The sequence below is a fragment of the Ensifer sp. MJa1 genome, from assembly GCF_037026475.1.
GTDB lineage: Bacteria > Pseudomonadota > Alphaproteobacteria > Rhizobiales > Rhizobiaceae > Ensifer.
Map to the genome: position 1 here is coordinate 164,031 of NZ_JAKUMO010000008.1, position 24,640 is coordinate 188,670.

The window sequence follows — 24,640 nt, forward strand, 5'->3', positions numbered from 1 at the left end:
TTCTCCAATTTTCGGCTCGATTTTGCCGAAATCAGCGTAAAAAGCGGTCGCCATTAGCCATGGTTCTGATAGGGTTTGGCCTAGCATGAGTGGGAGAGACTTCATGGGCGTGAAATACAATCCGAAGCGGGACAGACACATCGACGCAGCGAAGGCGGCCGCCATCAAACTGGGCGTCGACGCGCTGGCGCCGGAAATCCTCTTCGGCGGGGCCAGCAACGACGACCTCGACCTCTATTCGGCGGACATGCTGGCACTGACCGCAGCCCATGCACGGCACGAACTGGCGCGCTGGAACGGCGGCAAGCCGCAGGTCTCGGTGGAAACCGTCGCCGGCATCGCACCCGGCGGCACCGAGGTTTCGGTCATCGCCGTCACCGAACACAACATGCCGTTCCTCTACGATTCGGTCATGGGGGAAATCACCAGCACGCACCGCGACATTCATCTGGCGATCCACCCGATCCTGGTGCAGGAGCCTGGAAAGCCCGCCAAACTCTTCGATCCCGAGGAGCCGAGCGATCCCGCCCACCGCGTCAGCCACATTCAGATCCACCTGACCAAACTGGCACCCGTCGAAGCCGAGCAGCTCAGCAACCGCATTCGCGACGTGCTGGAGCAGGTGCACCAGGCCGTCCATGACTGGCCGGCGATGACGACGCTGCTCGACCATGCGATGCAGGAGCTCGAATCCTACAACGCCTCACGCAAGAAGAGCGACCGCGACGAGGCGCTCGCCTTCCTTCGCTGGCTGCGCGACAACAATTTCACCTTCCTCGGCATGCGCGAGTATACCTATTCCGGCAAGGGCGGAAAGGCGAGCGTCGAGCGCGGCAAGGGCAGGGGTCTTGGCATCCTGTCCAATCCCGACGTGCGCGTCCTGCGCCAGGGCAAGGATGCGGTGCTGACCACGCCGGAAATCCTCGCCTTCCTCGAAAGCCCGGACTTCCTGATCGTCACCAAGGCCAACGTGAAGTCGGTGGTGCACCGCCGCGCCTACATGGACTATATCGGCGTCAAGCGCTTCGATGCCGAAGGCAATGTTGCAGGCGAACTGCGCATCGTCGGCCTGTTCACATCCTCGGCCTACACGCGCCAGGCGGCCGAGATTCCGCTTCTACGCCATAAGATCGAGAAGATCGTTGACCACTTCGGCTACGACCCGCAGAGCCATTCCGGCAAGATGCTGGACAACACGCTGGAATCCTATCCGCGCGACGACCTCTTCCAGATCGATGTTGGTCTGCTTGCCGCCTTCTGCGAACAGATCAACGAACTCGGCGACCGGCCGCGCATCCGCGTGCTGCCGCGCATCGACCACTTCGACCGCTTCGTCTCGGTCATCGTCTTCGTGCCGCGCGAACAGTACGATTCCGACGTTCGCGAAAAGATCGGCGACTATCTGAAGACCGTCTATGACGGCCGCGTGTCCGCCTACTATCCGGCCTTCCCGGAAGGCGGCCTCGCCCGCGTTCACTTCATCATCGGCCGTTCGACCGGAAAGACGCCGCGCATTCCGCAAGCCAAGCTCGAAGAAGCGGTTCGCGGCATCGTCACCCGCTGGATCGACCGGTTCGACCTGCTTGCCCGCAAGGACGGCATCGAACTCGATGTCGACAATGCCTACCAGTCGTTCTTCACGCCGGCGGAAGCCTATGCGGATCTCGCGGATATCGCCGCCTGCCGGGGACAGGATCCGATCCGGATCTCTTTCTACAACTATCCGCGCGCCGTCGCCCGCCAGGACACAGCCGAGCTCAAGATCTTCCACGCCGGCGAGCCCGTATCGCTGTCGCGCCGCGTGCCGCTGCTCGAAAACCTCGGCTTCCGGGTGATCAGCGAGCAGACCTACGACATCGGCGTCAACGCCCATGGCGAAGAGAAGCGCAAGGTCGTGCTGCACGACATGGAGTTGATCCACCGTGATGGCCTGGCACTGAACCTCGACAAGAGCGGCCCGGCGCTGGAAGAAGCCTTCCTTGCCGCCTGGAACGGCACGATCGAGGACGACAACTTCAACCGGCTGATCCTGCTTGCCGGCCTCAATGCCCGCGAAGTTACGGTGCTGCGCGCCTATTCCCGCTATCTGCGCCAGGCCGGCATCACCTATTCCCAGGGCTATATTGCCGACACGCTGAACAAGTATCCGGCGATTGCCGCCGATATCTTCAAGCTGTTCGTGACCCGCATGGATCCGAAGCTCGAGGAAAAGCCGCGCGCCAAGAAATGCAACGCACTGCTCGCCTCGATCGAGGACGCGCTTTCGGCGGTTCCGAGCCTCGACGAAGACCGGATCCTGCGCCGCTACGTCAACGCGATCGAAGCGACGCTTCGCACCAATTACTTCCAGCACGACGCAGACGGCAAGCCGCGTGCGGTTCTCGCCTTCAAGCTTGACCCGAAAGCGCTAGACGGCCTGCCGGAACCGCGGCCGTTCCGCGAAATTTTCGTCTACGGCACCGAGGTCGAGGGTGTGCACCTGCGCTTCGGCAAGGTTGCCCGCGGCGGCCTGCGCTGGTCCGACCGCGCCCAGGACTACCGCACGGAAGTGCTCGGCCTGGTCAAGGCACAGCAGGTCAAGAACGCCGTCATCGTGCCCGTTGGCGCCAAGGGCGGCTTCTATCCGAAGCAGCTTCCCCTGAATGGCACCCGTGATGAGGTCTTCAAGGCGGGTACCGAGGCCTATAAGACCTTCATCCGCACCCTCCTTTCGGTCACCGACAATATCGTCGGCCAGGACGTCGTACCGCCGGCCGACACGCTTCGCCACGACGGCGACGATCCATATTTCGTCGTTGCCGCCGACAAGGGGACGGCGACCTTCTCCGACACCGCCAACGGCCTGGCGCAGGAAGCGGGCTTCTGGCTCGACGACGCCTTTGCATCTGGTGGATCGGCCGGTTACGACCACAAGAAGATGGGCATTACCGCTCGCGGCGCCTGGGAAACCGTCAAGCGGCACTTCCGCGAGATGGACATCGACATCCAGACGACGCCCTTCACCGTCGCCGGTGTCGGCGACATGTCGGGCGACGTCTTCGGCAACGGCATGCTGCTGTCGGAAAAGATCCGCCTGATCGCTGCGTTCGACCATCGCGACATCATCATCGATCCGAATCCGGATATCGATGCCTCCTTCGCGGAGCGCAAGCGCATGTTCGCACTGCCGCGCTCCAGCTGGCAGGACTACGACCGCAAGACGCTCTCGGAAGGCGCGATGATTATTTCGCGCGCCGAGAAGTCGGTGACGCTCACGCCTGAGGCGATGGCCGCGATCGGCCTCGACAAGCCGAAGGCAACGCCCTTCGAGATCATGAATGCGATCTTGAAGAGCCAGGTCGACCTGCTGTGGTTCGGCGGTATCGGCACTTACATCCGCGGCAGCAACGAGACGGATGCGGAAGTCGGCGACCGTGCCAATGATGCCATCCGCGTGACGGCGGAAGAAGTCCGCGCTCGTGTGATCGGCGAAGGCGCCAACCTTGGCGTCACCCAGAAGGGTCGTATCGGCTTCGGCCTCAACGGCGGCCGCTGCAACTCGGACGCAATCGACAACTCCGCCGGCGTCAACTCTTCCGACGTCGAGGTCAACATCAAGATCGCGCTGGCCTCCGCCATGCGCGATGGACGCCTGACCCGGCCGAAGCGCAACACGCTGCTTGCCTCGATGACCGAGGAAGTCGGCCATCTCGTGCTGCGCAACAACTACGAGCAATCGCTGGCGATCTCGCTGACCGCCATGCAGGGCCTCGGCAACCGCACGACGCTTGGCCGGCTCATGACCCGGCTCGAGGCCGACGGCCTTCTCAACCGCAAGGTCGAGACATTGCCGACCGATCAGGTGATGACCGAGCGCTACCAGGCGGGCAAGCCGCTGACCCGTGCCGAGATCGGCGTGCTGCTCTCCTACTCCAAGCTCGTTCTCTTCGATGAGCTGATTGCGAGCGAGCTGCCTGACGATCCGTACTTTACGGCAACGCTTGAGCGTTACTTCCCGGCCAAGATGCGCAAGTCCTATGCCGGCGATATTCACGGCCATCGCCTGCGCCGCGAAATCATCGCGACGATCCTCGCCAACGAAGTCATCAACCGTGGCGGTCCGGCCTTCGTCTCCACCTTGACGGATGCCACCGGCTACCTGTCGGCCGATGTGGTCAAGGCGGCGGTGCTGGCGCTGGACGGCTTCGACCTGCCGCGCATCTATGACGAGATCGACGCGCTCGACAACAAGATCGGCGGCGGCCTGCAGAACATCCTCTACCAGGAAGTCGGCCGCATCTTCACGCTCGTCACCGAGCGGGCACTTCGCACCCATGCGGCGACCGGCTCCGTCTCGGAAGCCGTATCGCGCTTACGCGACGGCCTGCAGAAGCTGCGTGGCACGATGCGCACTGCCGTCTCCGGCGAAAGCGCCGAGGAAGCACGCTTGAAGACGGCAGCCTTCGTCGAGGGCGGCGTGCCGGCCAAGCTCGCCGAGGAAATCTCGGAGCTGGCGTTGATGACGCTGGTGCCGGAGATCATGCAGATTGCCGCGGAGACCGGCGAGACGCTGAGCCGGACGGCGCAGGGCTACTTCGCCGTCACCGACACACTTCGGATTACCCGCCTTCTGGCAGCCTCCGACCGTGTACCGGCAACCGAGCAGTTCGAGGCGATGGCGCTGTCGCGTGCCATATCCGATATCGCCGCCGCAAGGCGGGATATCACCGCAGCGGCACTGCGCGAGCAGAAGAAGGAGCGCAATCCGGTTGCCGCCTGGGAAGAGAACGAGCGCGAGCGCGTGACGCAGGCCACGGGTCAGCTGAGGCTGTTGACCGAGAAGGGCGAAACCACGCTTGCCAAGATCACGGTTGCCGCCGGTCTCCTCAACGACCTGGCACGCGGAAGGGCGAAGTGATCCTGGCCCTTTGGGGTCGGTCTAAGGGATGAGCAGAAATGCGGGCAGTTTTTTTCGCCCGCATCCAGCTCTAAACCTTTTGGAATCGCCCGGATTGAAGATAGGCTGCGCCGCGCGTTCGAGGGGACGCGCGGCGCAGTCGTTTTCGGGGAGAGGACCTTGCAGATTTCGACCGAGAGGACTGAAGCACACCCCCGCGCGTCTCGCGCGGGCATCGCCGGCTGGATGATGTTCGACTGGGCGGCCCAACCGTTCTTCACGGTCATCACCACCTTCATCTTCGGGCCCTATTTCGTCTCGCGGCTGACGGAAGACCATGCACTCGGTCAGGCGATGTGGGGCTATACGCTCACCGTTTCCGGCATCATCATCGCGGTGCTTTCGCCCGTGCTCGGTTCGATCGCCGACGCCACCGGCCCACGTAAGCCCTGGATCGCTTTCTTCGCCGTCATCAAGATCGTATCGCTGGCTATGCTCTGGTTCGCGGCCCCCGGCTCGCCGATCCTCTATCCGGCAATCTTCATGATCCTTGCGACGGTCGCGGCCGAGTTCTCGATCGTCTTCAACGATTCGATGATGCCACGTCTTGTTCCGGAAAAGGACGTCGGTCGGATTTCCAACATCGCCTGGGGGCTCGGCTACCTCGGCGGCATGATCGTGCTGATTGCTGTCGTCGCCCTGCTTGCCGGTAGTCCCGAAGACGGCAAGACGGCAGCCGGCATCGACCCCCTGTTCGGGCTGGATCCAGCCAAGGGGGAGGATGCGCGCATCACCGGACCGATCTCCGCCATCTGGTACCTGGCCTTCATCCTGCCGATGTTCCTGTTCACGCCCGACGCGACCAGGGCGACGATGTCGCTCGGCAAGGCGACCGTCACCGGCCTTCGGGAACTCAAGGGAACACTCGTCGAGCTCAAGGAGCGGTCGGGCATTCTTCGCTTCCTCGTCGCACGGATGATCTTCCAGGACGGCGTCAACGGCCTCCTGGCGCTGGGCGGTACCTTCGCGGCGGCGATGTTTTCGTGGCAGACGCTTGAGCTTGGCATCTACGGCATCATCCTCAACATCGTCGCGATTGGCGGCTGCCTTTGCGCAAGCTGGCTTGATGCCCACCTTGGCTCCAAGACGATCGTCACCACCAGTCTGGTCTGCCTGACGGTGGCGACGATCGGCATCGTCTCGACCGGCCCGGGCTTCACGCTCTTCGGCCTGATGCCCTTGTCGACCGCAGATTCCGGCGCCCTGTTCGGCACGGCGGCCGAAAAGGCCTATATTCTTTACGGCCTCTTGGTCGGCATCGCCTTCGGCCCTGTGCAGGCCTCGTCGCGCTCCTATCTCGCCCGCAGCGTCAGCCTGGACGAGGCCGGACGCTATTTCGGCCTCTATGCGCTTTCCGGACGCGCCACATCGTTCCTGGCCCCGGCATCCGTCGCCACCATCACGCTCGCCACCGGCTCCGCTCGTATCGGCATGATGGCGCTCATCGCCTTCCTGGTCGTTGGCCTCATGATCCTGCTGCGCACGCCCTATCCGGCCGACGACGGACGCAAGAAAGCCGCCGCACCCTTTGGACGCGACGGCTTCTGACGATCGGCGGATAGCCTAATGGGGACGGGCAGAAGGCGCCTGTCCCCAGTAATCCTAGTGGCGGAAGTGGCGCATGCCGGTGAAGACCATGGCAACGCCATGCTGGTCAGCAGCCGCAATCACCTCTTCGTCGCGCATCGAGCCGCCGGGCTGGATGACGGCGGTGGCGCCGGCAGCAATTGCTGACAGCAGGCCATCGGCAAACGGCAGGAAGGCTTCGGAGGCGACGGCAGAGCCCTTGGTGAGCGGCGTTGCAAGACCCAGCGCCTTGGCGGCTTCCTCGGCCTTGATCGCGGCGATACGGGCGGAATCGACGCGGCTCATCTGGCCGGCGCCGATACCGGCGGTCTGACCGTCATTGGCATAGACGATCGCGTTCGACTTGACGTGCTTGGCCACCTTGAAGGCGAACTTCATGTCTTCAAGTTCCTGGGCCGTCGGCGCGCGCTTGGTCACGACCTTGAGCTCGAGATCTTCGACCATGCCGTTGTCGCGTGTCTGCACTAGGAGACCACCGGAAACGGTCTTGGCGGCAAGGCCGGGAATGCGCGGGTCCGGCAGGCCGCCGGTCGAAAGCAGGCGCAGGTTCGGCTTGCGGGCAATGACCGCCTTGGCCGCATCGCTGACCGAAGGCGCAATGATGACCTCGGTGAAGAGCTTGACGATTTCTTCTGCGGTTTCGGCATCGAGCTCCTGGTTGAGCGCAATGATGCCGCCGAAGGCAGAGGTGGAATCACAGGCCAGCGCCCGGCGATAGGCTTCGGCAAGCGTCGGCGCTGTCGCAACGCCGCACGGATTGGCGTGCTTGATGATCGCGCAGGCCGGGGCCTTCTCCGGCAGGAACTCGGCGACGAGCTCAAAGGCCGCGTCCGTGTCGTTGATGTTGTTGTAGGAGAGCTGCTTTCCCTGCAGCAGAGTTGCCGTGGCGACGCCCGGACGGTTCTCGCCGGTCAGGTAGAAGCCGGCCTTCTGGTGCGGGTTCTCGCCATAGCGCATTTCTTCCTTCAGCACGCCGCCGATAACGCGGTGGCGCGGCATCGGCGTATCGAGCGCCTCGGCAAACCAGTTGGAGATCGCGGCATCGTAGGCAGCGGTGCGTGCATAGGCCTTGGCCGCCATCTTCTGGCGGAAGGCATAGGTCGTCTTGCCCGCCGCAAGTTCTTCGAGCAGCAGCGGATAGTCTGCCGGATCGGTAACGATGGTGACATAGGCGTGGTTCTTGGCCGAGGCGCGGATCATCGCCGGGCCACCAATATCGATATTTTCGACCGTGGTCGGATAGTCCCCGCCCTGGGCGCGGACCTCTTCGAACGGGTACAGATTGATGATCGCAAGGTCGATGGCGGTGATGCCGTGTGCTGTCATGGCCGCCACATGGTCGGCATCGTCACGGATCGCCAGCAGGCCGCCGTGAACGCCCGGATGCAGGGTCTTTACGCGCCCGTCCATGACTTCGGGGAAGCCCGTCAGTTCGGACACGTCGCTCACCGGCAAGCCGGCTTCAGAGAGGGCCTTGTGCGTGCCGCCGGTTGAAACGAGCCGAACGCCCTTTTCATTCAGCGCGCGCGCCAGCTCGACGACGCCCGTCTTGTCGGAGACGGAGAGGAGGGCGGTGCGAACCGGTACCTCGTTCGGGGCGGGGATTTTCTTGGAGGCGACAGCCATCACCATGCTCCTTTGGCGGCGCCGGAGGCCCGGGAGAAGGTCCGGCGATTGGGATGGCTGCCCGTTAGCATAGCTTGCCGGGCGAAGAAACCTCGGTAAGCCGGCAGCGCTAAAATAAGGCTCAGTTTGGACGAGAGCTTCAGTTCGTGCGCGAGAAGGTCCACTGGATCTCGGGCTGTTTGGCAAGCGCAAAGGTCACGGTCAGTTGTGACGAGGTGCGGATGCCGGAGGCATCGGCAAAGAAGATGTCCTCTTCGACGGCGAGTTCGCCATCCTGGCAGGCAAAGAGCCAGATCTCGCCGTCCGGTGCAGTCAGAAAGATCTCGCGCGCACTGTTCTGGCGAATGCCGACTGCGGGGTGAATGTGGAAGCGTGCCACCGCGATCGCTTCGCTGCCCGGCTCCGGATCGCTGCCGTCGGCCTTCGCCAGCCGATCGCGGCCGCGGATGATGCGCCCGCCGTTCAGAACGCCGATGTCGCGCTCGTGGATCAGCCCGAAGGCGGCGAGATAGCCATCATGGCTCGCCGTCACCGTTTCCGGCCCTCCGGGATCGTCCTTGCGCGTGACCGTCACCTTCGACACGCCGCTGGTCATGATCGGACCGAGGAAGCGCGACTGCGAAAACCGTGACGACGAGGTGTCGTTGACGGTCACGGTCGAATGGGCGGCCGTCATGCGCGCCATCTGGCGGAAGCGATCGCCGGCAAATTTCGGCGCGCCCGAATTGACGACGAAGCGCGTCTTTCCGGACGACATTTCAAAGGAAAGGCATCCGGCATGGGCGCTGCGCGAAAGATCGACGGAGAGCGGCTTGCCGGTATCCATGATGACAACCGTGTTTTCCATCGCCAGCCGCTCGTAATGGGCGTGCGGCAGCGAGCGGAACGGTTCGCCGGCAGTCTCGTCATAGCGCAGGACCGAGGCGAGTTCGTGCGCCAGAACCGAGGTCGCGCCATTGAACAGCGCCAGTTCCCCGCTCTGGTGCCGGAAAAACCGCAGCGCCGGATACATCCGGTCAATGCAAGGGATGAGGCGCGACGGCACATCGTGGCCGAGATTGACATAGGTCTGCCTGAGCGGCAGCAGATCCAGCAGCAATTCGAGCGCCGCGCGGGGATTGCGCGAGAAATGGCTGCCGTCCGGCAGGATTTGGCGATCCAGTTCGAAATCGAGATGACGCGACGCCTTCCGGATCGCGCTTGGGGAGGCGGGCATGGAGACCGAAGCCATGGCGAGCGCGAGCCGCACCCGTAATTTCGCCTCGCCGTCGCGCACCGTCTCAGCGATATGGCGCAGATAGCGGATCTGAAGCGCGAGGCTCTTCAGGAACCGCCGATAGAACCCATGCTCCGCATTGCGCAGGACGACAGGCGAATGGGAGAGCCAGGCGATGATGCGCTGGGCGATGATGTCAGCGTCCCAGGCGAGGCCCCCAAGGTCGCGGCCATGGGTGCTGATCCAGTCGTCAACGATCTGCCGCAGACGGACGAAACCCGCGTCCTCTCGAATGGCGCGCAAGTGCCTCAACCAGCCGAACGAATGCAGGCGAACGGCGAATTCGTGCGATGGCAGGTCGATTTCGAACGGCGATTCGCCTTCCGTGTCGAGCACGCGACCCGCCAGTGGGAAGCGTCCGGCGAGAATCTCTTCGGCAACGAAGGGATCGACGGCTCTCAGATCGGTCGGCGCGACGATCAGGCGGTTGGGTGTCTTGCCGGCAAAACGCAGCGTGGAGACGCGCCCGATCGATAGCCGGCGCGATACGCGGCGCCAGCCTTCACGAACATACAGGTAAGAAAGCCTTCGCCTGCCGGAAATCAACGCTGCCGGTTTCCTCATTACTGGCACGACCGCTCACAACGGCTGAACGGGCGATGGTCCCGCGCCAGCCGCCGCATGGTGCCAGAGAGACCGTTAAACTTTTATCAATCCTACCATCTTTGATAGGCCCCCGGCTCGAAAGCGTCAAATGACGCGACAAAACAGGGCTTTGATCCCTGTCTTGATCCGTTCAAATCCGCTTTTTTGGCTATTTGCGGCGAATCACCGCCGCGTAAAAGCCATCGAGCCCGCTCGCAAAGGGCGGATCAAGCGCCAACATCGCCGGTGTGGTCCGCATCTCGCCGAGCGGCGTGATCGCGTTCTCGAGACCAGGCCAGTCTGCGGCCGAGATCGACACCCGCTCATAGTGATCGCCGGCACCAATAACCCGGGCGACGACTTCTTCCCCTTCACGCGGATCAAGCGAGCAGTTCGAAAAAACCACCGTGCCGCCGGGCTTGACCACGGTCAGCGCATGGCGAAGCAGGCGCTCCTGCAGATCAGCGAGCTTTTCGATGTCCTCCGGACCCTTGGTCCAAAGCACATCCGGGTGGCGTCGGGTCGTGCCAGTGGACGAGCAGGGCGCGTCGAGCAGCGCTGCATCGAACAGGCTTTCCGGCTGGAAGTCCGCCATGTTGACTTCCTTCGTCTCGGCCTCGAGGCCGAGGCGCTTGAGGTTACCCTTCAGCCGGCGCAGGCGGCTGCCGGACTGGTCGAGTGCAGTGACCGCAGCACCGGCGAGTATGAGCTGGGCGGTCTTGCCACCGGGGGCAGCACAAAGATCAACAATCCGTTTGCCCTTGAGATCGCCGAAAAGCCGCGCCGGCAGCGAAGCTGCCGCATCCTGCACCCACCACGCGCCATCATCGAATCCGGCTAAGGAAGGGATGGAGCCTGAGAAATCGCCGAGGCGGACCGAGCCGGTCGCCAACACCGTGCCGCCCAGTCGCTCGGCCCAGAGGGCGGGATCCGATTTGACCGAGAGATCGATCGCAGCTGGTGTCAGCTGCGCCTCGGCGATCTTCTCCGCCTCGGCCGCACCGTAGTGAGCCTCCAGCCGCTCGAAGAACCAGGTCGGCATCGCCGGAACCTGGCGCGTGCTTTCCAGGATGGCATCTTTTTCGCGCGACAGGCGTCGCAGGACGGCGTTCACCAGGTTGGCAAAACGGCGATTGCGCGGATCGGCCTGCGCCTGCTCGACAGCGATGTCGACCGCGGAGTGGTCGGGCACGTCGAGGTAGAGGACCTGCGCTGCCGCGACGGCAAGAACGTGTTCGAGTGCCCGCGCGCCTTCCGGCAGCGGCGTCTGCAGCAGGGAATTGATCGCAGCCTGGATGCGCGGCAGGTGTCGAAGCGCCGAGTTCAGGATCGCCCGCACCAGCGCGCGGTCAGCTTCGCTGAGCTCGCGATAGGCCGGATTGCCGTGTTCGTGGTCGAGCATGCCATCAAGCGATGTCCTGCGGTCAACGACGGCGGCGAGGATCTTGGCGGCCGCCTGGCGCGCCTTCATGCCAGGCTTTTCCGGGCCACGCGGCGCGGCCGCGGGCTTCTTGGACTTCGCGCCACCCTTATGCGGCGATGGTTTCGGGCGTGAATCGTTCTTGTTATCTGCTGACATCAGGACCAGGGACCTTTGGGCGGTTCGGAACCACCGCGACCCCAGCCGGTGGAAGGCACGGAGCGCGATTTGCGCACCGGATTATCAGCACGAACCGGCGGCGTCGAGACTTGAGACATCTCGCCCGCCATCTGCTGCAAGGCGGCAATCCGGTTTTCCGTGTTCGGATGGGTCGAAAACAGGTTGTCCATGCGCTCGCCCGAGAGCGGATTGATGATGAACATATGCGCCGTTGCCGGATTGCGCTCGGCGTCGTCATTGTGGATCTGATGCGCCGCTCCGGCAATTTTCTGCAGCGCAGAGGCAAGCGCCAGCGGCTTGCCGCAAATATCCGCGCCACGGCGGTCGGCGGAATATTCCCGCGTGCGGCTGATCGCCATCTGCACCAGCATCGCTGCCATCGGTGCGACGATCATGGCAACCAGCGTGCCGATGAAACCGAGCGGATTGTTGTTTTCACGGTTGCCGCTGAAGAAGAAGGCAAAGTTGCCGAGCATCGAGATCGCGCCGGCAAGCGTTGCCGTCAAGGTCATCGTCAGCGTGTCGCGGTTTTGGATATGGGCGAGCTCGTGCGCCATGACGCCGGCGACTTCATCGTAGTTGAGCGCATGCAGCAGACCGGTGGAGGCAGCGACAGCGGCGTTCTCCGGATTGCGGCCCGTCGCAAAGGCGTTCGGCTGCGGGCTGTCGATCACATAGACGCGCGGCATCGGCAGGCCGGCATTCTGGGCGAGGTCGCGCACAATGCCATAATATTCCGGTGCGCTGCGTTCATCGACCTCCTGCGCGCGATACATGCGCAGCACCATCTTGTCGGAATTCCAGTAGGAAAAGAAATTCATGCCCGCCGCCATGATGAAGGCGACCATCATGCCGCCGCGCCCGCCGATGGCGAAACCGACGGCCATGAACAGGGCGGTCATGACTGCAAGCAGCATGGCGGTGCGAACAAGGTTCATCAGAGAGGCTCCGGATCGTCGACGTTTCACGTGAATCAAGGGTTCCCGTTGAGGGAACGGCACCCTATATGATGGGTGCAAACGCCCCATTCTTCAATATTGATGCTCGAATCCGGATACCGTTCAGATGCAGAACGACAATGACAACGCCGCCGATCGCCCGAAACGACCGTTACCGCCCGCAGCTGTGCGGGCCCTGAAGGAAGCAGAGGAACGGCGCCAGGCGGAGACGAAGAAGGATCTGCCGCCCGAAATTGGCGGCCGCGGCGGCGAGGACCCCGCACGCTTCGGTGACTGGGAGATCAAGGGCAGGGCGATCGACTTCTAAGTCGCCGACCGATCATCGCCAGTTTTGCGGCTCGGACCTTCGCAACGGCAACGATCCGAATCCGGCTCACAAAATTGCTTGGACGCCGCAGGTCTTCAACCTGCGGCGTCCTTTTTATCAAGCCTTGTTCTGACGGTTGGCGATCAAGTCGTCGACAACGGCCGGATCGGCGAGCGTCGAGGTGTCGCCAAGCGCGCCGAAATCGTCCTCGGCGATCTTGCGCAGGATGCGACGCATGATCTTGCCAGATCGGGTCTTCGGCAGGCCCGGCGAGAACTGGATCTTGTCCGGCGTCGCAATCGGGCCGATTTCCGAGCGGACGTGCTTCACCAGCGCCTGACGCAACTCGTCATTGCCGACTTCGCCGGCCATCAGCGAAACGTAGCAATAGATGCCTTGGCCCTTGATCGGGTGCGGATAGCCGACGACGGCCGCTTCCGAGACGAGGTGGTGTGAAACCAGCGCCGATTCCACTTCGGCCGTGCCGAGGCGGTGGCCGGAGACATTGAGCACGTCATCGACGCGACCAGTGATCCAGTAGTAGCCGTCTTCGTCGCGACGGCAGCCGTCGCCGGTGAAATACTTGCCCTTGTAGGTGGCAAAGTAGGTCTGGCCGAAGCGCGCGTGATCGCCGTAGATGGTGCGCATCTGGCCCGGCCAGCTGTCGGTGATGCAGAGGTTGCCGTCGGCAGCACCCTCGAGCACATTGCCTTCATTGTCGACCAGTTGCGGCTGCACGCCGAAGAACGGCCGGGTGGCCGAACCGGGCTTGAGGTCGGTCGCGCCGGGCAGCGGCGTGATCAGGATGCCGCCGGTTTCCGTCTGCCACCAGGTATCGACGATCGGCGATTTCTGTTCGCCGACGACGTTGTAGTACCACTCCCAGGCTTCCGGGTTGATCGGCTCACCGACCGAACCAAGCAGGCGCAGCGACGAGCGCGACGCGCGCTTGACGAAATCGTCGCCCGCACCCATCAGCGAGCGGATCGCGGTCGGCGCCGTGTAAAAGACGTTGACCTTGTGCTTGTCGACCACTTCCCAGAAACGTCCGGCATCCGGGAAATTGGGCACGCCCTCGAACATCACGGTCGTCGCGGCATTCGCGAGCGGGCCGTAGACGATGTAGGAATGGCCGGTGACCCAGCCGACGTCGGCCGTGCACCAGTAGATATCGCCGTCGCGGTAGTCGAAGACATACTCATGCGTCATCGACGCGTAGACGAGATAACCGCCAGTGGTGTGCAGCACGCCCTTCGGCTTGCCGGTCGAACCGGAGGTGTAAAGGATGAACAGCGGATCTTCCGCCTTCATCTTTACCGGCTCGCAATGCGGCTTCACCGTCGCAATTTCCTGGTGGTACCAGAGGTCACGACCCGGCGCCCAGGCGGTCTTGCCGCCGGTGCGGCGCACGACCAGCACCTTGTTGACGATCACATGCTGTTTGGCGGCAATGTCGATCGCCGTGTCGGTGTTTTCCTTGAGCGGAACCGGCTTGCCGCCGCGTACGCCCTCATCACAGGTGATGACGAAGGTGCTCTCGCAGTCGACGATACGACCGGCAAGTGCGTCCGGCGAGAAACCACCGAAGACGACCGAGTGGATGGCGCCGATGCGCGAACAGGCGAGCATCGCATAGGCCGCTTCCGGGATCATCGGCATGTAGATGGTGACACGATCGCCCTTCTTGACGCCGTGCTTCTTCAAGACGTTGGCAAGCCGGCAAACCTGCTCGTAGAGTTGGTTGTAGGTGATCTTCTTGTCGATATAGGGGTTGTCGCCTTCCCAGATGATCGCGGTCTTCTCACCATGGGTCTTCAGGTGGCGATCGATACAGTTGTAGGAGACGTTGGTAAGGCCGTCCTCATACCATTTGATCGAGACCTTGCCCTTGAAGGAAGTGTTCTTGACCTTCGTATAGGGCTTGAACCAGTCGATCCGCTTGCCGTGCTTGCCCCAGAACTTTGCCGGGTCCGAAATGCTCTCCTCATACCACTTCAGGTAAGTTGCGTTATCAAGCAGCGTCCGGCTCTTGGCAGACTTCAACACCGGATAGTTCTTGGCGGACATATTTTCCTCCCTACGCATTCCTAGTGCGGCTCGCCACTCCCCGGCCAGCCCGTTTCGCGGACATTCATAGCAGGTCAAATGCCCGCCGCAATTAGACAAAAGGACATTTGGAACTGAAGAATTGCAATTTCGCGACAACGACGGTATAGAGGCCCACATTTCCCGGAAATCAGTGGTAGACTCCACGGCCCGCGACACCGGCGCGGACGGACAAAAGGACTATATCCATGGCTCAGCAACTGCTTATGCCCAAGGCAACAGCCGTCTGGCTCGTTGACAATACCGCGCTGTCCTTCGACCAGATCGCGCAGTTCTGCAAGCTGCACCCGCTTGAAGTAAAAGCGATCGCCGACGGTGAATCCGCGCAGGGCATCAAGGGTCTCGATCCGATTGCGACCGGCCAGCTTTCGCGCGACGAGATCGCACGCGCAGAAGGTAACCCCAACCACAAGCTGAAGCTTTCGGAGCCGAAGGTTCGCGTCCCTGACTCGAAGCGCAAGGGCCCCCGCTACACGCCGGTTTCCAAGCGCCAGGACCGGCCCAATGCCATTCTCTGGCTCGTTCGCAACCACCCCGAGTTGAAAGACGCGCAGATTTCGCGCCTGGTTGGCACGACCAAGTCAACGATCGAGCAGATCCGCGAGCGCACCCACTGGAATTCGACCAACCTGACGCCGATGGATCCGGTGACCCTCGGCCTCTGCTCGCAGATCGACCTCGACCTCGAAGTCGAACGCGCCTCCAAGGGTCGTCCGCTGCCGACCGCCGCCGAACTCGGTGCGACGCTCGAATCGGCCCAGGAAACCGAGAAGCTCGGTTTCAGCTACGAGCGCGAGGAAGAGAAGGAAATCGACGCCGATGCCGTCTTCGCCAAGCTCAAGTCGCTGAAGTCGGATCGCAAGGACGAGGACGAGGACGATCACTACTGATTGTCGCTCAGCCGAAACTCGAAAAGCCCGGATCATCGATCCGGGCTTTTCGTTGCACGTCTTTCAGTAGGCTGATCCCGACAGATCGTTGAGATTGTGGCGCTCGGTGCCCTTGAGCGGTGGATTGAAGATGCTGACAAGGATCAGATCCTCCTTCTTGCCACCACGCAGGTAGTGCTTGTCGTGCTGGTCCAGCACATAGATGTCGCCCTGACGAATGGGGAAGATATTGCCCTGCATGTCCTCGACCTCGCCTTGACCGGCAATGCAGTAGCAGGCTTCCAGATGGTTGCGGTACTCGAGTAGCGACACAGTGTTGGCCCGTACCACCGTGTGGCAGACGGTAAAGCCCATGCCGTCCCTTTCCGTCAGCAGGCGATGGCTGGTGCCGCTGCCCCATTCGACAAAATGATCCGTTGCTTCGATATCCTGCAGGCTGCGCACGAACATGGCTCTCTCCAGCTGTAAGTAATCCTCATGCCTTGGAGCAAACGCTTCGGTCGCTCCGGCAATGCAGCCAGTATTCGTTGACAAGTGAGGCAGCTCAAACGACGATTTCTCGCACGATAGATGAGGAAAACATACAGATGCTGCCACCCCTCGGCATGCTTCGCGCCTTCGAGGCGGCAGCAAGGTTGCAGAGTTTCTCGCGCGCCGCAGATGAACTGCACGTCACCCATGCCGCCGTCAGCCATCAGATCCGCCTGTTGGAGGATTGGTTCGGCCGGCCGCTGTTCGTGCGCGAGAAACGCGGCGTGCGGCTGGCGGCAGAGGCCGAGGGACTGGCGGCAACGCTGAGGTCCGCCTTCGAGCGCATCGCGGTGGAAACCGAACTGCTCAGGCTCAACACCAAGGCACAGGTGAGTGTCGCCTGTATTCCCTCGATCGCCACCCGCTGGCTGATCCCGGCACTCGGCGAGTTTCTCCGGCTGCACCCCGAGATCGACGTGAAGGTGGTCTACGCGATGGCCGAACAGCAATTGCGAGAAACCGGCTGCGATGTCCTCATCACACTGGGTGCTGACCGCAGCGACGGCACCCGTTCGGACCGACTGTTCTCGCGCATCAATCGCCCGGTCGCCAGCCCCCGCTATCTCGAACGGGCGGGTGACTTGCGCACGCCCCAGGCGATCGCCTCGGCCGACCTGCTGCACGACGAGACGACGTCTCGGTGGCGCGATTGGTTCGCCAGGGCAGGGCAGGCGAGCGGACAGGCCTTACGAGGCCCCGTCTTCCAGGATTTCAACCTTCTCGCCACGGCCGCGATTGCCGGCCATGGCGTAGCGCTTTGCCCGATCGAAGTTTTCCGGCGCGAGATCGAGAGCGGCGACCTCGTGGTGCTGTCCGAGGTCGCCACGCTGCAAGACGAAAACTACTTCCTGATCACCAGGGCGACGCGTTCAAAGGCCGTGGCCGCCTTCGGCGACTGGTTCTCGGGCGTCGTCGACGACCACAAGCCTGCGAAATCCTAAGCCGGCTCAGGAATTCTCACCGGGACCGTCACACACCGATACCGCGCGCATGCAGGACCACGGTGATTTCGTCGAGGATGGCCGGATCATCGATCGTCGCCGGCATCTTCCAAGGCTGCCGGTCGGCAATCTTCTGGATCGTCGCCCGCAGGATCTTGCCGGAGCGTGTTTTCGGCAGCCGCTTGACGCAGATCGCCATGCGGAACGCGGCCACCGGCCCGATGCGTTCGCGCACAAGCCCGATCACTTCACGCTCGATGTCAGATGTTTCACGGGAAACATTGGAATTGATGACAAGAAACCCCGCAGGCACCTGGCCCTTCAGATCATCAGCTATGCCGATGACCGCACACTCCGCGACATCAGGATGGCTGGCACAGACTTCCTCCATCGCACCGGTGGAGAGGCGGTGGCCCGCCACGTTGATGATGTCGTCGGTGCGCGCCATGATGAAGACGTAGCCGTCATCGTCGAGATAGCCGGCATCGGCGGTCTTGTAGTAGCCGGGAAACTCCTCGAGATAGGCAGCACGAAAGCGATGGTCGGCATTCCAGAGCGTCGGCAGACAGCCGGGCGGCAGCGGCAGTTTGACAACGACATTGCCGAGCGTGCCGGGGCCGACCGGATGGCCGGCGTCATCGAGGATTTGGACATCGTAGCCGGGTAGCGGCACGGCCGGGGAGCCGTATTTCACGGGCAAGAGCCCGAGACCCATGGGATTGCCGGCAACCGGCCAGCCGGTCTCCGTTTGCCACCAATGGTCAATGACCGGTACGCTGAGCGCCTTTTCCGCCCAGTGGATCGTATCCGGATCCGCCCGTTCGCCCGCCAGGAATAGCGCCCGGAACCGGGAAAGATCATACCGGGCGGCAAACGAGGCGTCAGGATCCTCCTTGCGGATCGCCCGCAGAGCGGTCGGCGCCGTGAACATGACCACGACGCCGTGCTCGGCGATGATCCGCCAATAGGTGCCGGGGTCCGGTGTGCCGACCGGCTTGCCTTCAAACAGGATCGAGGTGCTGCCGTTCAGAAGCGGCCCGTAGACGATATAGGAGTGACCGACGACCCAGCCGATATCCGAGGCCGCCCAGAACACCTCGCCCGGCTGGACCCCGAAGAAGTTCTCCATCGACCATTTGAGCGCGACCATGTGGCCGCCATTATCGCGCACCACGCCCTTGGGCTGGCCGGTCGTACCCGATGTGTAGAGCACATAAAGCGGATCGGTGGAGCGGACCGGCACACAATCGACCTGTTTGCCAGCTGCTTTCGCCGATGCCAGCGCCTGCGCGAAATCGATGTCGCGCCCGGCCGTCATGGCCGCCTCCACCAACGGCCGCTGGAAGACGAGGCAGTGCTGTGGCTTATGGGTGGCAATCTCCAGCGCCGCATCGAGCAGCGGCTTGTAGGCGACGGTGCGGCCGGGTTCGATGCCGCAGCTTGCGGAAACCACGAGCTTCGCCTCGCAGTCGTCAATACGCACCGCCAGTTCGTTGGCGGCAAAGCCGCCGAAGACCACGGAATGCACCGCGCCGATCCGGGCTGCGGCAAGCATCGCGACCGCGGCCTGGGGGATCATCGGCATATAGATGATGATCCGGTCGCCCTTGCCGACGCCGAGCTCCCTGTAGACCGCGGCAAGCGCCTTCACGTCGGCAAGCAGAGCCGCATAGGAGATGCGCTCGATCGTTCCCGTCACCGGGCTGTCGTAGATGAAGGCGGTCTGCTCTCCGCGGCCGGCGGCCACGTGACGGTCGAGGCAATTGTAGCAGGTGTTGGTCGAGCCGCCGGCGAACCAATGGCCGTAGATGCCGCTCTCGCCATCAAAGACGCGCTCCGGCTTTTCGAACCAGTCGATGGCGCCGGCAGCACTTGACCAAAAACCTTGCGGATCCGCCTTCCAGGCGGCGTACACTTCGGAATAGCGACTCGCCACTTCCGTTCCTCCCTATGCATTTCGCCGGACAGGTCCGGCCTCCTCATGCACAAGGATAGGCTAATGGGAGGGGAGGGAAACCCCGACGAAAGCGTAATGCGACGAACCGCCTTGCGCCGAGCCGACCGTCAGCGGGTGCCGAAGATCGCCGAGCCGACCCGCACGCTGGTTGCGCCGAACTGGATCGCCGTCTCGAAATCGCCGGACATGCCCATCGACAGCTTTTCCAGCTTGCAGGCGGCCGCCAGCTTGGCGAGCAGCGCGAAATGCGGGCCGGGATTTTCCTCGACCGGTGGAATGCACATCAGACCCTCGACCGTCAGGCCGAGTTCCCGGCGGCAGAGATCGACAAAAGCGACGGTTTCCTCCGGTGCAATCCCAGCTTTCTGCGGCTCCAGCCCGGTATTGACCTGCACGTAGAGCTTCGGCTTTCGTCCCTGCTTCTGCATTTCCGCGGCCAGAGCGCGAGCGATCTTCTCGCGATCGACGGTCTCGATGACATCGAACAGCGCGACGGCTTCAGCGGCCTTGTTCGACTGCAACGGGCCGATCAGATGCAGGACGAGATCGGGCGTCTCGCCCTTCATCTCCGGCCATTTCGCCTGTGCTTCCTGCACCCGATTTTCACCGAAGACCCGCTGCCCGGCGGAAATCGCCGGCCGAATGGCTTCCGCGTCGAAGGTCTTGGAAACCGCGACCAGTTCCACAGCGCCCTTCGTCCTCTTTGCAGACCTTTCCGCCGCTTGAATCCGGCTCACGACATCCTGCAGCCGCTCTTCAACTTCCATGAACATGCTCTCCGATGAAGGAATTTCAAACCACTGACCGAGCGGATTAGGCAAAGTTCGGCCCCTTGCCAAGGCCGCAGCCACAGCTGCGGACCCAAATCCGCCAAAGTGTCGCGGCAAACCCTTCAAAAACTTGACCCTCAGGCGGTTTCGTGGTGAAGGTCACGCCTATTGTCATGAGGGCGCTGCCATGCCCTCCAGAACTTCCGGAACATCGAAAAGACATGTCTAGCGAACGATACAATCCGCGTGATGCCGAACCCCGTTGGCAACAGGAATGGGAAAAGGAAGAGGTCTTCCTGACCCGGAACGACGATCCGCGCGAAAAGTACTACGTGCTCGAGATGTTCCCCTATCCGTCGGGCCGCATCCACATGGGCCACGTGCGCAACTACACCATGGGCGACGTGGTCGCGCGTTACAAGCGTGCCCGTGGCTTCAACGTGCTGCATCCGATGGGCTGGGATGCCTTCGGCATGCCGGCCGAAAACGCCGCCATGGAACGTGGTGTGCATCCGGCCAGCTGGACCTACCAGAACATCGCCTCGATGAAGGCGCAGTTGAAGGTCATGGGCCTGTCGCTCGACTGGAACCGCGAGTTCGCAACCTGCGACCCGGAATACTACCAGCGCCAGCAGCACCTGTTCCTGGATTTCCTGGACAAGGGCCTCGTCTATCGCAAGCAATCCAAGGTCAACTGGGACCCGGTCGACAACACCGTGCTCGCCAACGAGCAGGTGATCGACGGCCGTGGCTGGCGTTCGGGCGCGCTGGTCGAGCAGCGTGAACTGACACAATGGTTCTTCCGCATTACCGATTTCAGCCAGGAACTGCTTGATGCACTGGATACGCTGGATCAGTGGCCCGAAAAGGTCCGTCTGATGCAGAAGAACTGGATCGGCCGCTCGGAAGGCCTGTCGCTGCGCTGGGAGCTGGTCAAGGGCACGGCCGGCGACGAGACCGAAGTGACCGTCTACACCACCCGGCCCGACACACTTTTTGGTGCCTCCTTCCTGGCGATCGCCGCGGATCACCCGCTGGCCAAGCAGGTGGCTGCGAGCAATCCGGAAGTGGAAGCCTTTTGCGACGAATGCCGCCGCGCCGGAACCTCGCTTGCTGCGCTGGAAACAGCTGAAAAGAAGGGCATCGACACCGGCATTCGCGCCAAGCATCCGCTTGATCCGACTTGGGAACTGCCGGTTTATGTCGCCAACTTCGTGCTGATGGACTACGGCACAGGCGCCATCTTCGGCTGCCCGTCCGGCGACCAACGTGACCTCGATTTCGCCCGCAAGTACGACCTGCCGGTCGTGCCGGTGGTCATGCCGAAGGACGCGGATGCTGCGACTTTCACGATCGGCGACGAAGCCTATGTCGGCGACGGTGTGATGATCAACTCGCGCTTCCTCGACGGTCTGTCGATCGAAGAAGCCTTCGCGACCGTTGCCGCGAAGCTCGAGAAGGAAACGCTGGGCAATACGCCCCGCGCCGAGCGCAAGGTCAACTTCCGCCTGCGCGACTGGGGCATCTCCCGCCAGCGCTATTGGGGTTGCCCCATCCCGGTCATCCATTGCGAAGACTGCGGGGTCGTGCCGGTTCCCAAGGCCGACCTGCCGGTCGTGCTGCCGCCGGATGTCACGTTCGACAAGCCGGGCAACCCGCTCGACCGCCATCCGACCTGGCGCCACGTCGCCTGCCCGCATTGCGGCAAGGATGCACGTCGCGAGACGGATACGATGGATACGTTCGTCGATTCGTCCTGGTACTTCACCCGCTTTACGGCACCTTGGGAAAACAACCCGACCGATCCTGCGGTTGCCAACCACTGGCTGCCGGTCGATCAGTATATCGGCGGCATCGAGCACGCGATCCTGCATCTGCTCTATTCGCGCTTCTTCACCCGCGCGATGAAGGAAACCGGCCACGTCGCGGTCGACGAGCCGTTCAAGGGCCTGTTCACCCAGGGCATGGTCGTGCACGAGACCTATAGCCGCGGCGAAGGCGCCCAGCGCGAATGGGTCACACCGGCCGAAATCCGTATCGAGGAAGTCGACGGACAGCGCCGCGCCGTGCTCATCGAAACCGGCGAGGACATCGCCATCGGCTCGATCGAGAAGATGTCGAAGTCGAAGAAGAACGTTGTCGACCCCGATGACATCATCGCCTCCTATGGCGCCGACACGGCACGCTTCTTCGTGCTCTCCGATTCGCCGCCGGACCGCGACGTCATCTGGTCGGAAGCCGGTGTCGAGGGCGCCCACCGCTTCGTCCAGCGCGCCTGGCGCCTGATCAGCGAAGCAGCCGAGAAGCTGCGCGCGATCGAGGCAGCGCCCGCACGCGAAGGTGATGCACTTGCCGTCTCGCAGGCCGCACATCGCACGCTGCGCGCCGTCGAGGCGGACTACGACAAGCTCGCCTTCAACAAGGCCGTGGCGCGCATCTATGAGCTCGTGAACACGCTTGCCGCACCGCTGACGCAGGTGGCAGCCGGCAAGGCCGACGCGGCACTCGCTGCGGCCGTGAAGGACTCGACAGCGATCCTGATCAACCTCATCGCCCCGATGACCCCGCACCTCGCCGAGGAATGCTGGCGCGAGATCGGTGGCAAGGGTCTGATTGCGGAATCCGGCTGGCCGACCTTCGACGCGGCGCTTGTCGTCGAGAACGAAGTCACCCTGCCAGTGCAGATCAACGGCAAGAAGCGCGCCGATTTGACAATCTCCCGCGATGCGGATCAGAGTGCGATCGAAAGCGCCGTCCTGGCGCTCGATGCCGTCAAGTCTGCGCTCAACGGCAGCAGCCCCAAGAAAATCATCGTCGTGCCGCAAAGGATCGTCAATGTCGTTGTCTGATAGAGCTGGCTTCCGCATCCGGTCGATTCCGGTGCTGGCAGGTGTTCTTGTGTTGACCGCGCTCGCCGGCTGCCAGGTCAGACCGCTATATTCCGACAGCGTCGGCACATCGACGGCCTTGGCCGCAATCGAAATTTCGGAAGCTGACGACCGTGTCGAGCAGGAAGTCCGCAACGCCTTGATCTTCCTTGCTGCAGGCGGGAAGGGCGAACCGGCGAACCCGCAATACCATCTGGCGCTGGAAGTCACGAGCCGCGCCATGGGCGTGCTTTACGATCAGGACAAGGATCGGGTGGACCGGGCAAGCGCCGGCCGCATCGTCGTCAAGGCGGATTACAATCTGACGAAGATCGGCACGGGCGAAACGGTCAAGTCAGGCAACCGCACTGCGGTGGCCCTCGTTGACTTCCCGGTCCAGGAATTTGCCAAGTTGCGCGCCGTTCGCGACGGCGAAAACCGTGCAGCAAAGGAACTGGCGGAATTGATCCGGGCCGATATCGCTGCGGCCCTCAGCCGCTAGCCGGTGTAGGCATGAGCGAAGTCAAGTCGCACGAATTCGAAACCTTCGTCCAGAAGTCTGCTGGCGTCTATCGCTTGTTCATTCTCTACGGTCCCGATCGCGGGCTCGTTTCCGAGCGCGCCGCTGCGCTTGCGGCCCGATGTGGCGTTCCGCTCGACGATCCCTTCTCCGTCCTGAAGCTCGATGTCAGCGAATTGACGCAGTCGCCCGGCCGGCTGCTGGACGAGGTCAATGCGATCGGCCTGTTCGGTGGCGACAAGCTCATCTGGGTGAGGGGAGCGGCCAATGAGAAAGCGCTCGTCGACGCTCTGCAGATCCTTGCCGCCGAACCGCCGACCGGAAGCTACGTCATCATCGAGGCCGGAGACCTGAAGAAGGGCGCCGCCCTGCGCAAGATCGGTGAGACGGCGCGATCGGTCGCCTGCATCGCCTGCTACAGCGACGACGCCCGCAGCCTTCAGGCGCTGATTGACAAGGAACTCGGCGACGAGAAGCTCGGGATCACGCCAGCCGCCCGCGCGCGGCTGCTGGAGGCGCTTGGCGGTGACCGACTGGCCTCGCGCAACGAACTGCGCAAACTCGCCCTTTACTGCCGTGGCAAGCCAACCGTCGACGAAGACGATGTCCTTTCGATTGTCGGCGATGCCAGCGCCATCTCCGTTGACGATGCCGTCGACGCTGTCTTGAAGGGCGACCTCGACGGACTGCTGCATGCGATGCAGAAGATCACCACGTCGAAGACGCCGGCGTTCCTTGTGCTGCAGGCCTGCCTGCGTCAGTTTCAGCAACTGGATGTGATGCGCGCCGAGATGGATTCGACCAGACAACAGGCCGGGCAGGTGATTGCCACGCTCGGACGTGGACTGCATTTTCGCCGCAAGCCAATCGTCGAGGCGGCGCTGAAACATTGGTCCTCGCCGGCAATCAGGCGTGAACTCAACCGGCTCCAGACCACGATCTTCCAAAGCCGCAGCCGCGCCAGCCTCGAAGAGAGCCTTGTGCTGCAGAACCTCATGGCAATCGCGGTGCAATCGGCAAGACGCTGAAGCCACGCGTGCAGCGGATTTGCGCGATGTAAACCCAACGGGGTCAGGATGCTCAAAGCGCGGAGATAGCGGCGTGCTTTGTGCGTGAACGACCGCCGCACGGGTTCACCGTCTCGACCGCAGCCAACGTCTATCGCCGCGACATACCCGCAAA

The 24,640-nt window shown here is 62.8% G+C and carries 16 protein-coding genes; 8 read left to right on the forward strand and 8 right to left on the reverse strand.

Translation table 11 applies throughout. The features are described from left to right. Positions 1-103: 103 nt before the first annotated feature. Positions 104-4,897: an NAD-glutamate dehydrogenase gene (locus MKZ91_RS13550; RefSeq protein ID WP_336171379.1), complete on the forward strand. Its 4,794-nt coding sequence runs from the start codon at positions 104-106 to the stop codon at positions 4,895-4,897. Positions 4,898-5,056: 159 nt separating this feature from the next. Beyond that, a complete protein-coding gene (locus MKZ91_RS13555; protein ID WP_336171380.1) occupies positions 5,057-6,484 on the forward strand; it encodes an MFS transporter in 1,428 nt (475 codons plus the stop codon). A 54-nt stretch (positions 6,485-6,538) separates the two neighbouring features. Here MKZ91_RS13555 and purH read toward each other — a convergent pair whose 3' ends face one another. The 4 genes from purH to htpX all read right to left on the reverse strand — a co-directional run bounded on the left by purH (position 6,539) and on the right by htpX (position 12,548). Then, positions 6,539-8,149: a bifunctional phosphoribosylaminoimidazolecarboxamide formyltransferase/IMP cyclohydrolase gene (purH, locus tag MKZ91_RS13560; protein ID WP_336171381.1), complete on the reverse strand. Its 1,611-nt coding sequence runs from the start codon at positions 8,147-8,149 to the stop codon at positions 6,539-6,541. A gap of 139 nt (positions 8,150-8,288) precedes the next feature. Beyond that, positions 8,289-9,989, reverse strand: a complete 1,701-nt coding sequence (locus MKZ91_RS13565; protein WP_336171382.1) for a heparinase II/III family protein — start codon at positions 9,987-9,989, stop codon at positions 8,289-8,291. A 190-nt stretch (positions 9,990-10,179) separates the two neighbouring features. Beyond that, positions 10,180-11,589, reverse strand: a complete 1,410-nt coding sequence (locus MKZ91_RS13570; protein WP_336171383.1) for an RsmB/NOP family class I SAM-dependent RNA methyltransferase — start codon at positions 11,587-11,589, stop codon at positions 10,180-10,182. After that, positions 11,589-12,548 (reverse strand): zinc metalloprotease HtpX, encoded by a 960-nt coding sequence (gene htpX / locus MKZ91_RS13575; RefSeq protein WP_336171384.1) that lies wholly within the window; start codon positions 12,546-12,548, stop codon positions 11,589-11,591. Before htpX ends, MKZ91_RS13570 begins: the two co-directional genes overlap by 1 nt. Positions 12,549-12,675: 127 nt before the next feature. On the opposite strand from htpX, the gene MKZ91_RS13580 reads away from it, so the two are divergent. Then, positions 12,676-12,876 (forward strand): DUF1674 domain-containing protein, encoded by a 201-nt coding sequence (locus MKZ91_RS13580; RefSeq protein ID WP_336171385.1) that lies wholly within the window; start codon positions 12,676-12,678, stop codon positions 12,874-12,876. A 117-nt stretch (positions 12,877-12,993) separates the two neighbouring features. On the opposite strand, the gene acs is transcribed toward MKZ91_RS13580, so the two are convergent. Further along, positions 12,994-14,943 carry an acetate--CoA ligase gene (gene acs, locus MKZ91_RS13585; RefSeq protein WP_336171386.1) on the reverse strand — a complete coding sequence of 650 codons (1,950 nt, stop codon included), beginning with the start codon at positions 14,941-14,943 and terminating at the stop codon, positions 12,994-12,996. A gap of 227 nt (positions 14,944-15,170) precedes the next feature. On the opposite strand from acs, the gene MKZ91_RS13590 reads away from it, so the two are divergent. Further along, positions 15,171-15,872, forward strand: coding sequence for a DUF1013 domain-containing protein (locus MKZ91_RS13590; protein ID WP_336171387.1), 702 nt, complete (start codon positions 15,171-15,173; stop codon positions 15,870-15,872). Between the two features lie 63 nt (positions 15,873-15,935). Here the strand turns inward: MKZ91_RS13590 and MKZ91_RS13595 are convergent, their stop codons facing one another. Continuing rightward, positions 15,936-16,322: an ectoine synthase gene (locus tag MKZ91_RS13595; protein WP_336171388.1), complete on the reverse strand. Its 387-nt coding sequence runs from the start codon at positions 16,320-16,322 to the stop codon at positions 15,936-15,938. A gap of 137 nt (positions 16,323-16,459) precedes the next feature. Here MKZ91_RS13595 and MKZ91_RS13600 point away from each other — a divergent pair, with 137 nt between their 5' ends. Continuing rightward, entirely contained in the window at positions 16,460-17,344 is an 885-nt protein-coding gene (locus MKZ91_RS13600; protein WP_336171389.1) for a LysR substrate-binding domain-containing protein, read from the forward strand. 28 nt (positions 17,345-17,372) lie between these two features. Here the strand turns inward: MKZ91_RS13600 and MKZ91_RS13605 are convergent, their stop codons facing one another. Both MKZ91_RS13605 and MKZ91_RS13610 read right to left on the reverse strand, forming a co-directional pair. Further along, positions 17,373-19,280, reverse strand: coding sequence for a propionyl-CoA synthetase (locus MKZ91_RS13605; RefSeq protein ID WP_336171390.1), 1,908 nt, complete (start codon positions 19,278-19,280; stop codon positions 17,373-17,375). 128 nt (positions 19,281-19,408) lie between these two features. Further along, a complete protein-coding gene (locus tag MKZ91_RS13610; protein WP_336171391.1) occupies positions 19,409-20,068 on the reverse strand; it encodes a YggS family pyridoxal phosphate-dependent enzyme in 660 nt (219 codons plus the stop codon). A 224-nt stretch (positions 20,069-20,292) separates the two neighbouring features. Here MKZ91_RS13610 and leuS point away from each other — a divergent pair, with 224 nt between their 5' ends. Genes leuS through holA form a run of 3 tightly spaced genes read left to right on the forward strand, consistent with a single transcriptional unit; the run spans position 20,293 to position 24,486 of the window. Further along, the gene (gene leuS / locus MKZ91_RS13615) at positions 20,293-22,920 is read left to right on the forward strand and encodes a leucine--tRNA ligase (RefSeq protein ID WP_336171392.1); all 2,628 of its coding nucleotides are present in this window, start codon (positions 20,293-20,295) and stop codon (positions 22,918-22,920) included. After that, the gene (gene lptE / locus MKZ91_RS13620; RefSeq protein ID WP_336171393.1) at positions 22,907-23,440 is read left to right on the forward strand and encodes an LPS assembly lipoprotein LptE; all 534 of its coding nucleotides are present in this window, start codon (positions 22,907-22,909) and stop codon (positions 23,438-23,440) included. Before leuS ends, lptE begins: the two co-directional genes overlap by 14 nt. 11 nt (positions 23,441-23,451) lie before the next feature. Next, the gene (gene holA, locus MKZ91_RS13625) at positions 23,452-24,486 is read left to right on the forward strand and encodes a DNA polymerase III subunit delta (protein ID WP_336171394.1); all 1,035 of its coding nucleotides are present in this window, start codon (positions 23,452-23,454) and stop codon (positions 24,484-24,486) included. Positions 24,487-24,640 lie beyond the last annotated feature (154 nt).